At 32.2% G+C, this 17,495-nt stretch carries 14 protein-coding genes; 11 read left to right on the forward strand and 3 right to left on the reverse strand.

Translation table 11 applies throughout. The features are described 5' to 3' along the window. Window position 1 precedes the first annotated feature (1 nt). The 7 genes from pepT to GXK57_RS12630 all read left to right on the forward strand — a co-directional run bounded on the left by pepT (window position 2) and on the right by GXK57_RS12630 (window position 9,515). Window positions 2–1,225: a peptidase T gene (gene pepT, locus GXK57_RS12600; protein WP_160676690.1), complete on the forward strand. Its 1,224-nt coding sequence runs from the start codon at window positions 2–4 to the stop codon at window positions 1,223–1,225. A gap of 387 nt (window positions 1,226–1,612) precedes the next feature. Continuing rightward, complete coding sequence (gene glnA / locus GXK57_RS12605) at window positions 1,613–2,941, forward strand: type I glutamate--ammonia ligase (RefSeq protein ID WP_160676693.1); 1,329 nt, start codon at window positions 1,613–1,615, stop codon at window positions 2,939–2,941. Window positions 2,942–2,961: 20 nt separating this feature from the next. Next, entirely contained in the window at window positions 2,962–3,534 is a 573-nt protein-coding gene (locus tag GXK57_RS12610) for an ANTAR domain-containing protein (RefSeq protein WP_160676696.1), read from the forward strand. 678 nt (window positions 3,535–4,212) lie between these two features. Beyond that, entirely contained in the window at window positions 4,213–4,545 is a 333-nt protein-coding gene (locus GXK57_RS12615; RefSeq protein ID WP_243156425.1) for a bacteriocin immunity protein, read from the forward strand. Window positions 4,546–4,680: 135 nt separating this feature from the next. After that, window positions 4,681–4,860, forward strand: coding sequence for a hypothetical protein (locus GXK57_RS12620; RefSeq protein WP_160676699.1), 180 nt, complete (start codon window positions 4,681–4,683; stop codon window positions 4,858–4,860). A 302-nt stretch (window positions 4,861–5,162) separates the two neighbouring features. Next, complete coding sequence (locus GXK57_RS12625; protein ID WP_160676702.1) at window positions 5,163–6,374, forward strand: exonuclease SbcCD subunit D; 1,212 nt, start codon at window positions 5,163–5,165, stop codon at window positions 6,372–6,374. Continuing rightward, window positions 6,375–9,515 carry an AAA family ATPase gene (locus GXK57_RS12630; protein ID WP_160676705.1) on the forward strand — a complete coding sequence of 1,047 codons (3,141 nt, stop codon included), beginning with the start codon at window positions 6,375–6,377 and terminating at the stop codon, window positions 9,513–9,515. An 86-nt stretch (window positions 9,516–9,601) separates the two neighbouring features. Here the strand turns inward: GXK57_RS12630 and GXK57_RS12635 are convergent, their stop codons facing one another. The 3 genes from GXK57_RS12635 to GXK57_RS12645 form a co-directional block, all read right to left on the reverse strand. After that, a complete protein-coding gene (locus GXK57_RS12635) occupies window positions 9,602–9,928 on the reverse strand; it encodes a hypothetical protein (RefSeq protein ID WP_243156426.1) in 327 nt (108 codons plus the stop codon). Between the two features lie 30 nt (window positions 9,929–9,958). Continuing rightward, window positions 9,959–10,390 carry a nucleotidyltransferase domain-containing protein gene (locus tag GXK57_RS12640; RefSeq protein ID WP_160676708.1) on the reverse strand — a complete coding sequence of 144 codons (432 nt, stop codon included), beginning with the start codon at window positions 10,388–10,390 and terminating at the stop codon, window positions 9,959–9,961. Between the two features lie 132 nt (window positions 10,391–10,522). Then, window positions 10,523–11,398: a DegV family protein gene (locus GXK57_RS12645; protein ID WP_160676711.1), complete on the reverse strand. Its 876-nt coding sequence runs from the start codon at window positions 11,396–11,398 to the stop codon at window positions 10,523–10,525. A gap of 721 nt (window positions 11,399–12,119) precedes the next feature. Here GXK57_RS12645 and GXK57_RS12650 point away from each other — a divergent pair. From GXK57_RS12650 to GXK57_RS12665, 4 genes are all read left to right on the forward strand, one after another. Then, entirely contained in the window at window positions 12,120–13,379 is a 1,260-nt protein-coding gene (locus tag GXK57_RS12650) for an Nramp family divalent metal transporter (protein ID WP_160676714.1), read from the forward strand. A gap of 333 nt (window positions 13,380–13,712) precedes the next feature. Continuing rightward, window positions 13,713–14,642 (forward strand): sugar ABC transporter permease, encoded by a 930-nt coding sequence (locus GXK57_RS12655; protein WP_160676719.1) that lies wholly within the window; start codon window positions 13,713–13,715, stop codon window positions 14,640–14,642. Further along, window positions 14,642–15,463: a carbohydrate ABC transporter permease gene (locus GXK57_RS12660; RefSeq protein WP_160676722.1), complete on the forward strand. Its 822-nt coding sequence runs from the start codon at window positions 14,642–14,644 to the stop codon at window positions 15,461–15,463. The genes GXK57_RS12655 and GXK57_RS12660 overlap by 1 nt, the downstream gene beginning before the upstream one ends. Before the next feature lie 245 nt (window positions 15,464–15,708). Beyond that, entirely contained in the window at window positions 15,709–17,064 is a 1,356-nt protein-coding gene (locus tag GXK57_RS12665) for an ABC transporter substrate-binding protein (RefSeq protein WP_160676725.1), read from the forward strand. Window positions 17,065–17,495 lie beyond the last annotated feature (431 nt).

Genomic DNA, 17,495 nt, shown 5'->3' on the forward strand with positions numbered 1-17,495 from the left:
TATGTCACAAGTAATAGAAAGATTTTTAAAGTATGTTAAGGTTAATACTAAGTCTGATCCTACAACTGGTACTACACCTAGTACAAAGGGTCAATTAGAATTAGCAAAGTTAATAGTTGAAGAGTTAAAGGAAATAGGTCTTGATGAGGTAGTGTTAAGTGAATATGGATATATATATGCCACAATACCTTCTAATATAGATAAGCAAGTACCTACAATTGGATTTATAGCTCATATGGATTCATCTCCAGACATGAGTGGAGAAAATGTTAGTCCTAAGTTTGTAGAAAATTATGATGGAGGAGATATAGTACTTAATGCTGAAAACAATATAGTATTATCTCCAAAAGAATTTCCTGAACTATTAGAGTATAAAGGAAAGACTTTAATAACTACTGATGGAACTACTCTTCTAGGGGCTGATGATAAGGCTGGACTTGCTGAAATAGTAACTGCTGCAGAATACCTTATAAATCACCCAGAAATAAAGCATGGCAAGATAAGAATAGGCTTTACTCCAGATGAAGAAATAGGTGAAGGTGCAGATCACTTTGACGTAGAACTATTTGGTGCAGAACTTGCTTATACAATGGATGGTGGAGCTATAGGAGAATTAGAGTATGAAAACTTTAATGCTGCTGGTGCTAAGGTTACTATAAAGGGAAGAAATGTTCACCCAGGTAGTGCAAAAAATAAGATGATTAATTCAATGCTTATAGCTAACGAATTTATTAACTTGCTTCCATCAGAAGAGGTACCAGAGAAAACTGAAGGTTATGAAGGTTTTATACACCTTACTGATGTAAAGGGAGAAGTTGAAGAAACACATCTCGGTTTTATAATAAGAGATTTCTTCAATGACGGATACGAAGCAAAGAAAAATAAGTTGAAGCAAATTGAGAAGTGCTTAAATGACAAGTACGGTGTAGGCACTGTTAATGTAGAGTTAAAAGACCAATACAGAAATATGAAGGAAAAGATAGAACCAGTTATGTATATAGTTGAGAATGCTATAAAGGCAATGGAGACTGCTGGAGTAAAACCAAATGTTAGACCTATAAGAGGTGGTACAGATGGTGCTAGATTGTCCTTCATGGGATTACCAACACCTAACATATTTGCTGGTGGAGAGAACTTCCATGGTAAGTATGAGTATGCAGCAGTAGAATCAATAGAAAAAGCTGTTGAGGTTATATTAAATTTAGTAGATATATATTCAAAGTAATACAAGTTATTAACAATAAGTCTTACTAGACTGCCGTATTTTTGTAATATGTAATTGAAGAGGCCTATGAGTAAAAGCCATATTAAAGATGTTAGTTTTTATAATTCTTTTTCTTGAGCATTGAATAGATGGCGTCAGTATAAAACTAGTGAAAACTATTGCTCAATAATAATTAGCTGGCAGGCTTCAAGTCATATTAAATGCAAGAATAGATATTTACAATTTTTAATATCAATTGATATTGACAACTTTATAAGTACAGAATATTATTAATAGTATGATATAACTAAGGATTAATTCGATGAACAAAGGCGTTCTATATCGAGTCTAATAAAGGCTCTATATAGGCGTCTTTAATTATTATTAAGGGTAAAGGAGAGAAGTTTTATGTCTTACTCAAAAGAAGATATTGTCAGGCTTGTTGAAGAAAATGATGTTAGATTTATAAGACTACAATTTACAGATATTTTTGGAACTATGAAGAATGTAGCCATAACTTCCAGACAGCTAGACAAGGCTCTTAATAATGAATGCTTCTTTGATGGATCATCAATTGAAGGATTTGTTAGAATAGAAGAAGCGGACATGTATCTAGCACCAGATTTAGATACTTTTCAAGTAATGCCATGGTCTACACCTGATGGAAACATAGCAAGACTTATCTGTGATGTTTATACTGGTGATGGAAAGCCTTTCGCTGGTGATCCAAGATACATTCTTAAAAAGGTTATAAATGAAGCTAAAGAATTAGGGTATACCTTCAATGTAGGTCCAGAATGTGAATTTTTCTTATTCCATACTAATGATGATGGATCTCCTACAACAAATACCCATGATAATGCTAGTTACTTTGATTTAGGTCATATAGATCTTGGAGAAGAAGCAAGAAGAGATATGTGTATTGCCCTAGAACAGATGGGCTTTGAGATAGAAGCATCTCATCATGAAGTAGCAAGAGGACAGCATGAAATTGACTTTAGATATGACAATGCATTGAAAACTGCTGATAATATTATGACTTTCAAATCTGTTGTAAAAACAATTGCTCAATCTCATGGTTTACATGCAACCTTTATGCCTAAGCCTATATTTGGAATCAATGGTTCGGGAATGCATATGAACATGTCTTTATCAAAGAATGGAGTTAATGCCTTCTATGATGAAAATGATGAGTTTGGAATAAGTAAGGATGCATATAGCTTTATAGCAGGCTTGCTTAACCATATAAAAGGAATAGTTGCAGTAACAAACCCACTAGTTAACTCTTATAAGAGATTAGTTCCAGATTATGAAGCGCCTATATATGTTTCATGGTCTGCAAGAAATAGAAGTCCTTTAGTTAGAATACCAATATCAAGAGAAAATTCAACTAAAATCGAACTTAGATGTCCAGATCCATCCTGCAATCCATATTTAGCACTGGCTCTTTGTCTTGCAGCAGGATTAGAGGGAATAAAGAAAAATCTTACTCCTCCTAAGAACATAGAAGCTAATGTATTTGCTATGACTGAAGAAGAAAGAAAAGCAAATGGTATAGATAGACTACCAGACAATCTTTATGATGCTGTAGTAGAATTTAGTAAAGATGGTTTAGTTAAAGATACTTTAGGAGATCATGCATTCCAAGTTTATAGAGAAGCTAAGAATTTAGAATGGGATGACTATAGAACAAAGGTACATCAGTGGGAGATCGATCAATATTTAAGTAAATTCTAGTGGTAAATGGGGGGAAGTGCATGCTTAACAGTTATAAGATTGTATTAGGAACAAGCACTTTAAAAGCAGGTGGACAGATAAAAAGCCTTCTCCTTCAAAAAGGATTTAATGTTGATGGCATCTGCACTTCCGGAAGTATGCTCATAAGGAAAGCAAGGCTTACAAAGCCAGATATAGTCATTATCAATTATGAGCTTACAGATACAAATGGGGCAGAGGTTGCAAAAGTTATTTCAGGGGAAGCAATAAGCAAAGTAATACTTCTATGTACTTCGCAGCAATATAACATAATATCTAAGTGGACATCTCAAATGGGGATAATATGTATGCAAAAGCCAATAAAACCAAGTGGATTTTTGCATACCGTAAGTGATATTATTGAAGATATTTCACAGAACAAGAGAGGAAAAGCTGAAGGAAGCACTAGACCAGTGGGGGATAAACTTTTAATAGATAAAGCAAAACAATTATTGATGAAAAAAGAAAACATCGAAGAAAATGAGGCCTACAGAAGGATTCAGAAGGAAAGTATGAATAGTAAGAGGCCTATGAGAGATGTAGCAAAAAGGATAATAAATTCTTATAAAGCATAAGCAATGGCGCTTAATTCATAGGTATATGGATTTTGCGTCTTTTTTCATATAAGAGTCATATAAGCATAAAGAGATAAGGCAGACTTTATACTGTCTAAAATTAGTATGACTTGAAATTATAAAGTTAAGAGGGCTAATTTAATATAGAAATAGATATATAAAGAGATGCAGGATTTCAGTTTAGCAGTTTATAGACCTGCTATAGAAATCAAAACATCCAATAAAGAAAAAATATAAACAAGTTAAATAATATAGCTCATGATTGTATAAATTTAATGTTTTTATGGGGATAATATAGCATTAAGTTTTTCCTATCAAAGCTGTATATTTAAATATTACTATTTAACCTCCAATTTAATATTATTTTAATCAACGACAAATTACGAAGAAATAGCCTGCACCTGAGTTAAAGTGCAGGTTATTTCTTTATAATATATAATAATTCCTGATTGAGTATTTTTTGCTTAATATTGACATAGGGGTGCGTTTTTACTATAATTTCCATTAAGGGAGGTGTTGATTGTTGGAGGATTTGCAATGCTTACAGATATAGAAATAATGAGTATATCTGTGGTGAATATTACCATAATGGCGTCTAATGAGACGACAAGGGCTGTTTTATAGATTGGCATAAATAAGCAACATGTATTGCTGGTATGTCGGTTGGAAGAACTTTAGGTGGTGCAACTCCTGGAACATGTTAAGCTTATGAATAGATCTAAAGATTTAATACACTCTTTATATAACAGTATTTCACAATCAAAAGAAAGTAACTTTGATGATATTAAGGAAGTATTATTAAAAGTTTATGTAAAACTAGATTTATCTGATGAAAAAAATATTCCTTTGATAAATAAGTTAGTTAACTATATATACTTTACAGCTTATACAGAAAAACTGCATTTTTCATCTAGTGAAGAGAAAATTATAAAAGAGCTATCCCAAATAGGTAAGTATGCGGGTTTAAATGGCGCATATCGTTCAGATTATGGAGATAAGTCTCAGTTTTAGATGAAATATATAATAATTAAATGCTACTCTAGAAAAATAAAATGTAAAAAGGCATACTACAAATAAATTATGATGTTTTTTTACATTTTATTTCTACAAAGATCATTCTATATAGTATAAGGATATTTATTAACAATGAAAAATAATATTAAAAAGATACTTAGCAGCAGATTTTGGTTTGTATTTCCTACATTTTCAATATTTATAAATGACAATGTATTGTTAGTTATATTTTGGATAATTGTTTTAGTCACATTTTCTTTGGCATATGCTGCTAACTATAAATCTAAAGTAAATCAAGCAGAAGTGAATTAATTACTTCTGCTTGATTTATTTTATTATGTAGTAATGAAGGCTTTTTCTAGTATAATTTTTTATAAAGTTTTTTTACAGAGAAGTTTAGAGTTCATATTAAAAAGAATATATCGAGTGGTACTAATCTAATTGTATTAGGTCAATAATCTATAATATGAATTATTATGTAGATATATAAAATATAATTAGTATTTTACAGTATTTAATATGAGTCTATATAAGGTTTTAGTGATATTATTATTTATATATTACATGCTGAAATATGAAGAATTACATTATAGATAATTTAGGAGGTGCATAAAGTGAAGTTTATACATACAGGTGATTGGCACATAGGAAAGATAGTAAATGAAATAAGTATGATTGAAGATCAGCAGTTTGTTTTAGAGCAGCTAGTAAAGATAATAGAAGAAGAAAAACCAGATGCTTTAGTTATCGCTGGGGATTTATATGACAGATCGGTGCCTTCTGTAGAGGCAGTAACCTTACTGGATAAGGTTTTTTCTAAGATATTGCTTGAGTTAAACACACCTATTATAGCTATAGCCGGCAATCATGATAGTGGGGAGAGAGTATCCTTTGCTTCAGGAATACTGACTAAAAACAAATTATATATTCAAGGAAACTTCAATGAGGGCATAAATAAGGTTGAACTTGAAGACAGCCATGGAAAGGTTAATTTCTTTTTAATACCTTATGCAGAGCCAGTGGTTATAAGGGAGTTATATAAGGATCCAAATATTAGAACACATGAAGATGCTATGAAAAAGCTTATAGAGGAAATTAAGAAGCAGTCAAACTATGGGGATAGGAACGTTATTGTAGCTCATGGATATGTTTCCTTTATGGGTGATATAGAGGAAGTTGCAGTAGATGACTTAGGAGAGGAAAAGAAGAAGAGAGCTGGTCTTGAGGTTTCTGACTCAGAAAGACCATTAAATATTGGCGGTACTGACCTAATAAGTGGACAAGTTTTTGAAGGATTTACATATACAGCCTTAGGCCATCTTCATGGACCACAAAAGGTAGGCTCAGATAGAATTAGATATTCTGGGTCACTTTTAAAGTACTCTTTTTCAGAAGCAAGGCAAAGAAAAGGGGTTACCTTGGTTGAGGTGGATGCTCAAGGAGAAGTAAGTGTTGATATAAAAGACTTTAAGCCTAGAAGAGATATGAGAACCATAAAAGGACCACTTAAGGAACTTATAAATCCAGATGTATATAGAGGAACAAATACAGAAGACTATATATTTGCTGTGCTTACTGATGAGGGGGAACTTGTAGACCCTATATCAAAGCTTAGATCTGTTTATCCAAATATAATGGGACTTAGCAGAGAGAATTCTATTCAAAGGGAAGGTAGTAAGACCGCAGCTTCCTTAGGCTATAAGACTAAGGGAAAGGCTGAGCTTTTCAAAGAGTTTTACAAAGCCATAAGCGGAAAAGATATTGAAGCTGATAAGTTAGATATAATAACTGACATCATAAGGGATGTAGAAAGGGTGGTAAAATAGATGAGACCAATAAAACTAACTATTTGTGCCTTTGGACCTTATGCAGATCAGCAGGTAATTGATTTCGACGCGCTTAAAGGGAAAAATATATTTTTGATAACTGGACCTACTGGTGCTGGTAAAACCACTATCTTTGATGCTATAAGCTTTGCTCTTTATGGAGAAGCTTCTGGAAGTAGCAGAGATAAGGACAGCTTAAGAAGTGACTTTGCCTCGGATGAAAATGTGACTTATGTAGAGCTTGAGTTTGAGCTTAGAGAAAAGATATATAGGATAAAAAGACATCCACAACAATTAAAAAGAAAGGCTAGGGGAGATGGCTATACCTTAAAAACTGCAGAAGCTGAATTAATTTTGCCAGATGGTACTGTAATAACTAAGGTAAACAATGTAGATGAAAAGATTAATGAAGTTCTCGGAATAAATAAGCAGCAGTTCAAGCAGATAGTAATGCTTCCTCAAGGTGAATTTAGAAAGCTTTTAGAGGCTGAAAGTTTAGAGAGAGAAGCTATATTTAGAAAGATATTTGGTACAGAAGCTTTCTTAGAGGTACAAAATAGGCTTGATATTCAGAGAAAGAAGCTCTATGGAGACATAATGGATGTAAGTAATGAGAGAAGAACTTACATAAGAAACATAGATAGTGGTGAGGATGAAAAGCTAAATACCCTTATAAATGCAGAAGATATAAATATTACAGAGGTATTGGAGCAAAGTAAGCTTAAGATAGAAAAAGATGAAGCTAAGGTTCTTGAAATAAGAAATGCCTTAGAAAAGGTTATAAATGAGCAAGATAAACTGCAAAAGCAGTTATTTCAAGGACAAGAGATAAATAGAAAAATAGATAACAGTAAATTACTCAAGGAAGCACTAGAAAAAGAATTAAGTAAAAGAGAAGAATATACTAGCAAGGAAACCTCCTTAATATTAGCTAGAAGTGCCTCTGAAGTAAGGCAAGTGGAAGAAATGCTTGAAGCTAAGCTTCAGGAAAAGAAGTCTAAAGAATACTTAATAAATCAAGGAACTATAAATTTAGAGAATAGCTTAAAGCTAGTAGAAAGTTCAAAGCTAAGGCTTGACAATGAACTAAAAAGAGATGCTGATAAGAATAAGCTTTTAAGTGAGGTTTCGCTACTTAAGAGTTATGAGTCAAAGGTTAAGGAATACGAAGTTAAGAAGAAAAACATAATAGAATTAGATAGAGTTATTAAATCAAAGGATGAAGTAAGAAAAGATTTAAGACAAAAACTAATACTTCACAAAAAAACAATAGAAGAGAAAAACTTAAAGGTAAGGGAATTTCAGAAAGAGCAAGAAAACCTTTCAGTTAAGGAAGTACAGTTTGCAGCTAAGAAAACTCAGACCGATGAACTTAGGACCTTATACAGGTATTATCAGGATTATAATAAAGCAATTTCTTCATATGAAGCTGAGAAAAAGGAATTTTTAAACACTGAGATTCAATTTAAGAAAACTAAGCATGATTATGAGTATATGGATGAAATATTTAAGAAGGGTCAGGCTGGGCTTTTAGCTAAGGAACTTTTAGAGGGAATGCCTTGTCCAGTTTGCGGATCAACTAAACATCCAAGTCCTGCAAAAGCTATTAAAGATGTACCGACTGAAGATGAACTGAAGCTTCACAAGAATAATTTTGATAAAATAAATCAAGAATATCAACAAAAACTTCAAAAGCTTTCTGCTTTAAATGCTTCTTTAACTGAATTAGAAAATAAGTATAAGGAGCAAGAAGATAAGCTTAAGGAGATATTAAGTGATAAGTTGTCAGAATTAGATATAAGAAATAAGCTCAATAATACTGCCGAAGCTGGAAAGAGACTAGCAAGTGAGCTTGAAACTTTAAATAAGGATATAGATAAGCTAAAGAATAATATAAGCTTAAAAGAAAAACTAGAGTTAGAAATAGATAAGTTGAATAAGGAATATGAGCTTGAGACTAACAACCTAGAAAAGCTAGACAATGAATATACAGAGCTTTTTGGTAAGGTAAAGGCTGAGCAGGAACTTTTAGTTAGTGTAGAAAATGAAATTCCTGAGAGTATAAGAGTTTTAAGTGCTCTTGAAGCTAAGATAAAGAACAACGAGAAGCTTATAGAAGATATAGTTGAAGCACTTAATAAAGCTCAAGAGGCATTTAATAAGGCTACCACTAATAAGGCTTCTATAGAAGCAGAGCTTAATACTCAAAGAAGTAATCTTAAGGAAATAGAAGAACAGGTAGTTAAGTTAAAGGAACGTTTTGAGTTAAAGCTAAAGGCCTGTGATTTTAGCAGTATTGACCAATATAAGGCTGCCTTTTTAACCTTAGATAATATTAGAATATTAGAAAAGCAAATAAAAGAATATAATGAGAACTTAAAATCCTTACAAGATAGATATGCTGCTTCTGAGAAGGAAGTTGAAAATTTAAATTATATAAATCTAGAAGGAATAAATACAAGCCTTATTCAATTAAAAGAGGAAGAAAAGCTTGTTAGAGATGATGAAAAGAAGATAGCTTTTAGAATAAGTACGAATACAAAGGCTTTAGATAAGATCCAGCAGCTTACAAGCTTGATTGGAGATAAAGAAGAGAAATACTCAAAGGTTGCAGAGCTTGCAAGAATAGTAAATGGGGATAACTCTGAAAGACTTACCTTTGAAAGATATGTATTGGCTGCATATTTTGATGAAATAATAGAAGCTGCAAACTCAAGACTTTACAACATGTCTGGAGGAAGGTTTGTATTAAGAAGAAAAGAGGAAAAGGGTAAGGGAAGAAAACAAGAAGGTTTAGAACTTGAGGTTTTTGATAACTACACAGGAAAAGCTAGACATGTTAAGACCTTATCTGGTGGAGAAGGATTTAAAGCTTCCTTATGCTTGGCCTTAGGTCTTGCAGACGTTATACAAGCTTACGCTGGAGGAATAAATCTAGATACTATGTTTGTAGATGAAGGCTTTGGGACCTTAGATCCAGAGTCCTTAGACAATGCTATACAGTGTCTTATAGATTTACAGCAGGGTGGAAGACTTGTTGGTATCATATCTCACGTTCCTGAGCTAAAGGAGCGTATAGATGCAAGACTTGAAGTTACGCCTGCTAGAGAAGGAAGCAAGGCTAAGTTTAATGTTTTATAAGACATTCAGTAGATAAGTACTTTTACAAATTATTAAATAGAGCCAGTATAATCTTGGTTAAGTCCAATTTATACTGGCTCTAAAATTTACAACTTGGTTTTATATTTTAAAACAACCTTATCTTTACTATGGTCTAAAAATATATCTAAGTTAGCTAATTCCTTAAAGCAGAACTCTTCAATCTGCATTTCACTTAGTTCTCTTTTGTAGTAATCGTGAGTATATCTGTTTCTAAGCTTTACTGACATATAAAGATAGTCTTTAAGCTTTTCATCAAAGAACTCCATAGCATGAGCCTTCTCAATAAGGTTTAATGAGGTTTCTGAACTGCTTAGCTTTCCATCATTGATTAATATATAACTTTCGCACATGTCCACAATAAATTCTGAAAAGTCCTGAAAGAATGCAAACATAGCTCTTCTTATAATTTTTCTTTTTTATATTTATAATAAGGTGTCATCTACGATACCTCCAAAATAGCTATATTGTTCATCTATCTTTAGCATTCTTTCAAATTGTCTATTCTGTCTAGCAAATTTTAAAACATAATGTTGAAAATCAAACCATCTATTTTCGTCAAATATATATTGTTCTTCACTATCAACAGCTATCCTTGCATATTTGCTTGAAAAATCACTAAATAAAATAAAGGTTAGATGTATATTATCATAATCATAATATTTCTTACATAAAGCTGAAATTTCGTCTTCCATATATAGGATATTCATAAAGGAGATGCCAGGTGCTACTACTATAGCTAAATCAATGTCGCTTCGGTCTTCTATCCAGTACTTTGTACCATGACTTCCGAACTTACATATAGCAACTATGTCATTGATTTTACTTAACTCTTCTATAAAATCTTTTCTTGTCACGTTAACATCTCCTTTAAGTTTTAATTTCAACACAGTATTTAGCAGAGTATAATTTAATAATAAGATTTTTCACTATTATTTAGATTATACACAATATGATTGGCTCTATACAAAATATAATAAATATTATGCTTAAGGCTCTCTAGTATCGCCAAGGAAGAATACGCCGATAGTTCCTGCTCCTGTATGACTACCTATAACAGTACCGATGTAGTTAATAACTATATCCTTAACCTTATATTTATCCTTTATCATCTGAGCTAAATCTTCAGCGCCTTCTAGGTAATCGCTGTGACAGATAAATATAACCTGCTCCTCAGGATTTACTATATGTTCTTCAAGCTTTTCAAATAACATCTTTATAGCTCTTTTACTTCCCTTTGCCTTTGAAAAGTTTTTAAGCTCCCCGGTATTATTTACATAAAGTACTGGCTTTATATTTAATAAGCTTCCTATAGCTGCGGCTGTAGGGGATACTCTTCCTCCTCTTTTTAGGTGTTGAAGATCATCAACGGTGAAAACATGGCAAAGCTTTAGTTTATTATCCTCAAGCCATTGAACCACTTCGTCCTTTGACTTTCCTTCTTCTCTAAGCTTTGCTGCATAATATACCAAGAGGCCATGTCCCATTGAAGCTGATTTTGAATCCACTACAGATATATCTGCTTCAGGGTATTGTTCTAAGATTTCCTCTCTAGCTATTGATGCACTATTATAAGTACCACTTAAAACTGAAGAGAAACCTACGTAAAGAACGGGCAAGTTATTCTTTACAGCTTGCTCAAATTCTTCATAAAATCTATAGCTATTTACCTGGCTGGTAGTAGGCATAGAACCATTTCTTATACTATCATAAAACTTTTTATAAGAAAGAGTTTTACCAGAGTCTTCAACAAATTCTTTTCCATCCAGATTGCAAACAAGACCTAAGTAGTGGATATTTAGATTAGTAAGCATTTCGTCTGGTAAGTCACAGCACGAGTCAGTAAGTATAATAAAGTCTTTCATATAATTGCTCCTTTACTAAAGATGAAGCTAATAAAATCTAATAGATATAAAATAGCTTGTGCATAAAAGCACTTATAAATACTAATAAATAAAAAGTTACCTATGAGAGAATAAGCTCACCTTGCTTCATATTTTTTGATAAAATCAATTAAATTAATTTAAATAAGACTTAAAATTATTTGTTTATAAAAAGATATTATTTCACAATTAATTATACACAAAAAGTGTTAACTTTACTAAACATGGTTAAACTTTTGTTATTTACTACAGCTTTGCTGTATGGTGGCTATCAAATATATTTGATTAATATGCTGAGCAAGTATAGCCCCATCTTCATATTTAATCATAGAGTGTATCACCCACTGAGGATGAACAATAACTTCAATTTTGTCATAATCCCAATCAAAGAGCCAGTAGGAGTTATATCTAATAACTCCTTTAGATACAATCATCTTGTAATTATATAATTTAAATATTATTGTTAAACACAGCTTATAGTGCATGTTAAAAGTATTATTATAATTTAGATAAGTAATTTTTTAACGATAATATACGTAGAGATATAATATAGAGAAATCAATAGCAGTATCATCTTAAACTGCATATAAATAAAAAGGGTGAATTTACAAATTTTATTAAAATATAGACTAATAGGATAAAGTGTGTTATTGTTTTATTAGATAATAACGATTATTATATAATAGCATAAAGGAGGGATAGTATGAAAGTTAAGGACTTTTTCAAAAAAGAAGAGCGTAAGCCAAAGCATATGGCGCTAGACTTCTTAAAATATATAGGACCAGGAATGTTAGTAACAGTTGGATTCATAGACCCAGGTAACTGGGCATCTAATATAGCGGCAGGTTCGTCCTATGGATATAAACTTTTATGGATGGTTACTTTATCAACTATTATGCTTATAGTACTTCAGCATAATGCAGCACATTTAGGTATAGTAACAGGACTTTGTATATCAGAAGCTATAAACAAGCATATAAAACCTGTGTTGGCAAGGGGAATAACTAGTACAGCAATCATGGCGGCTATTGGAACTGCGATGGCAGAGATACTGGGTGCAGCCATAGCACTTAAAATGTTGTTTAATATACCATTAAAGATAGGTGCTGTGTTATCTAGTTTAGTTGTACTTTGGATGTTGTTTTCAAATTCATATAAGAAATTAGAAAAAATTATAATAGGTTTCGTTTCAATAATAGGACTTGCTTTTATCGTAGAGGTATGGCTGGTAAATGTACATTGGGGAGAAGCAGTAAAGGGATGGGTAACACCATCATTTCCATCAGGTTCTCTTCCTATAATAATGAGTGTTTTGGGTGCTGTAGTTATGCCTCATAATTTATTTTTACACTCAGAAGTAATACAAAGTAGACAGTGGAATCTTCAAGATAAAGATATAATGGAGAAACAATTGAAATATGAATTTATGGATACTTTATTCTCCATGATAGTAGGATGGGCTATAAACAGTGCAATGATTCTTGTTGCAGTATCATTCTTCGTAAGTCATATGCAGGTAACTGAACTTGAACAAGCTCAGGTATTATTAAAACCATTGTTAGGAAATGCAGCTGCAGTGATATTTGCAGTAGCCTTACTTTTTGCAGGAATATCCTCCAGCGTAACAGCAGGTATGGCTGGTGCATCAATATTCTCAGGCTTGTTTGATGAACCATATGACATACATGATAAGCATACAAAGATGGGGGTACTAGTAACAATAATTCCAGCATTAATAATTATATTCTTCATATCTAATCCGTTTAAGGGACTTGTATACTCACAGATGCTATTAAGTATTCAGTTGCCAATAACAATATTTACACAAATATATCTAACATCTTCTAAGAAGGTAATGGGAGAATATAAGAATACTAGATGGGAAAACATTGTGCTTTGGATTATTGGTGCAATAGTAGCAGTATTAAATGTAGCTCTTCTTATAGATGGCATTATAGGATAGATCACTAATAATAAAATTAAGATTTATTAAAAATAATATAATGTTATTTTTATAAAAGATTGTTTGTATGAAGTAATGTAGACTTCATTTACAAGCAATCTTTTTATTTTGCAGCTTTTAAAGTGTATTTGCCATTAGCTTAGTATTGATGTGATGATTTCATTAACTTAAGCAAAGCCTCAACATACTAGAGTTAAATGGTTATTCATTTAAGTATTTAATTAATCATAACCTTATGTTAATATATGTAAACTAACCTTAACTGTACCTCAATTAGTACTTAACATTCTTACAGTAACATTAAGTCTGTAGTAATTATTAGGAGGTACAACAATGCAACAAGCTATACAGGAGAAAACTTTAGATAAAGAGATTGTTATTCCAGCTCTTCGAGAAGCTAAAAAGGCTAAAAGGTTTTCTGTTAAGCCATATCTATATTTGCTTCCAGCTTTCATTACATTCATAACTTTTATATTTTATCCATTTTTAAAGACAATATATCTAAGCTTTACCATAACAAATCCTAGAGGAGAGGTTAAGTCTTTTGTAGGTATAGATAATTATAAAGATATTTTAACATCACCAGATTTCTTTAAAAGCGTTATAGTTACCTTGAAGTTTGTCCCTATGCTTGTAATACCATCAATGGTAATTGGTCTTATATTAGCTTTGCTGGCTTATAGGAAAATAAGAGGTTCAGCTGTTTACGAAGTGATGTTTTCCATGCCTATGGCAGTAGCGTCTGCCCCTGCAGCCATAGTGTGGACAATGTTATTTCACCCAAGCATAGGTCTTATAAATTATGTATTTGACACTAATATTGGATGGTTAACAGATGAAAAATGGGGTTTGATATCTGTTTCAATAGTTACTGTTTGGCTAAATATTGGGGTTAATTTTATATTCTTAGTTACTGGTTTAAAGGGTATACCAGAAGAATTGTTAGAGAGTTCAGATATAGACGGGGCAGGTTTCTTTAGAAAATTATTTAAGATGATAATACCATTAGTTTCACCAACTTTATTCTTTGTTTTGTTCTTCAATGTGGTAAATGCGTTTCAAGCCTTTGGACAAATAAAGATCTTAACTGGAGGAGGTCCAGCAGACTCTACTAATGTGCTAGTTTACTCCATATATAAAGAAGCTTTTATGAATAATAGATTTGAAACAGCATGTGTTCAATCCTTAGTATTATTCTTCATGATGTTAATAGTTACCTTACTTCAATTTAAGTTTGAAAAGAAGGGAGTACATTACAGCTAATGTTTAATAAAAGAAAGAGATTAACTTTATGGATAGTAAATATAATAATTGGGTTAATAATAATATTCCCGATTCTCTATGTATTGTCTATTAGTTTTATGAATCAAGATGAGATACTATCACCTACACATAAGCTAATACCATCAGCTTTAAGGTTTGATAACTATAAGCAGGTTATTGATTCTGTTCCAATATTCCAGTTTATATTGAACAGTTTCATTGTTTCTTTGGCAATAACAGTAGGACAAATAATTACTTCAAGCCTAGCAGCATATGCTTTTGTCTATTTCGAATTTCCTGGGAAAAAGTTTTTATTTTTGGCTGTTTTATCAACAATGATGATACCTGGCGAAGCAATAATAATATCAAACTATCTTACAGTAAGTTCTCTAGAGTGGCTTGATAGCTATAAATCACTTATAATCCCATACCTAGCTTCAGCTATGGGCATCTTTATGCTTAGACAGTATTACTTAACTGTTCCAAAGGAACTGAAGGAATCTGCTCAGATAGATGGATGTTCTGATTTCAAGTTTTTCCTTAAGATATTACTACCTATATCTAAGCCAACCTTGGGGGCTCTTGGAATATATACTTTCTTATCAACTTGGAATCAATATATGTGGCCACTACTGGTTACTAATACACCTGAAAAAAGAACCGTGCAGATTGGTATAAGCATGCTTCAATTCTCAGAATCACAGTCTTATGGTCCAATCTTAGCAGGAGTTGTAATGATACTGATACCTTCAATAGTCATATTTATGATTGGACAAAAGCAGATGGTTAAGGGAATTATAGCCGGTGCGGTTAAAGGATAATAATGAGATTATGAGTTCCTAACTTAACTTTTAAGTTTCTATATAGAAATTTAGTATAGGATTCCAACTTCAACTATTAAGTTATGAATGCCACAAAAATCTCCAGAACTCGCGATTTTCGAAAAGGCATAACTTAAGTTTTCGTAATAGAACCCTATAGCTAAAGATTACAACTTTAAGTTACCAAAATAATTCGCATTAGCGATTAGTTATAAATCAGGTTTATATTTGAAAGGGGATTTAATATGAAAAAATCTATTATTGCCTCAATGCTAATAGCAGCATTAGGTGTAGGACTTTTTGCAGGCTGCTCTAAAAATGACAGCAAAGATGCTAGTGCAGATGGTAAACCAGTAGAAATAACCTTCTGGCACTCCATGGGTGGTGCTGGTGGAGATGCCATAAAGAAAATGGTTGAAGACTTCAATAAAACTCACTCAAATATTAAAGTTACTGATCAATATCAAGGAGCTTATGACGATGCAATAAATAAGCTTAAGAGCTCTCAGCAAGGAAAGTCAGGCCCAGACGTAATGCAGTTATACGACATAGGTACAAGATGGATGATTGATAGTGGCTATGCTACACCAGTACAAAAGTTCATAGATGCAGAAAAATATGATACATCATCCTTAGAAAAGAACATAGTTGGCTACTACACCGTTGACAATAAGCTTAACTCAATGCCATTTAACTCATCAACACCAATACTTTATTATAATAAAACAGCTTTTAAGGAAGCAGGATTAGATCCAGACAAAGCGCCTAAGAACTTTGATGAATTAAAGGAAATGTCTGCTAAGCTAACTAAGAAAGATTCAAGTGGCAAGACAACTAATTATGGATTCTCTATGGCCATATATGGATGGATATTTGAACAATACATGTCAAAGCAAGGTAAGTTCTATGCAAACAATGAAAATGGAAGAAAAGATAAAGCTACAGCTGTAGACTTTGATAGTAATGGTGCTGGATTAAAGTTCGTTAAGATGTGGAAGGATTTATATGATCAAGGTCTTCTAGGTAACTACGGAAGAAAGACAGACGATACTCAAAATGCCTTCGTAGGTGGCAAAGCATTTATGTATATAGACTCTACAGCATCCTTAAGCGGAGTACTTAAAGGTGTTAATGGAAAGTTTGAAGTAGGAACAGCAGCACTTCCAAACCTATCAGATGATGATAAGGGCGGAGTTTCTATAGGTGGAGGTTCTTTATGGATAATGGACAAGAAGGATAAGAATGATAGCAAACAAAAAGCTGCTTGGGAGTTTGTTAAGTTCATGGTATCACCAGAAGAGCAAGTTTTCTGGAACAAGAGCACAGGATACTTCCCAGTTACAACAAAAGCTTATGATATTCAAGATATGAAGGATAACTTAACTAAATATCCTCAGTTTAAAACTGCTATAGATCAGCTACATGCATCACCACTTGAAGCAAGAGGAGCATTACTTGCAGTATTCCCAGAAGCTAGACAAACTGTTGAAACAAATATAGAAAGTATGCTTCAAGGAAAAGAAACTCCAGAGCAAGTTATAGACAATGCTGCAAAGGCAATAAATACTTCAATAGATAAATATAACAAATCAAACAAGTAAGCCATTAATATACACCAATATGTCATTACAACCACTAGAGCAAAAGTTTACCCTAGAATAGCTTTTGCTCTAGGATGGCATAAAAGTATTAATAATATATATGAAACCCCCATTATAACTATATATTTATATTAATATATAATTATATAAACATAAGAATTTATAATAAAAACGATAGTTATGTAATCTTAGGATTATTTAATTATACTGCTACTCAGAATACCTGATATTTGCAATATGGTTCCTTTTTAGATTATTTTTTGTTGAGAGAATTAATAGTATTATTATTGATTCTCTTATTTTTATGGGCAAGTTATCAATACCAATAGCATCACTAAGAGTGATTATTGCTTCTTTTAGAAGATTATATTTGAATATCATTTAAATAAATACATAGAAGCAAAATCTTAATTAAAGCTAATTGATAAAAG

The organism is Clostridium sp. C8-1-8 (assembly GCF_009928445.1).
Taxonomy (GTDB): Bacteria; Bacillota; Clostridia; order Clostridiales; family Clostridiaceae; genus Clostridium_AR.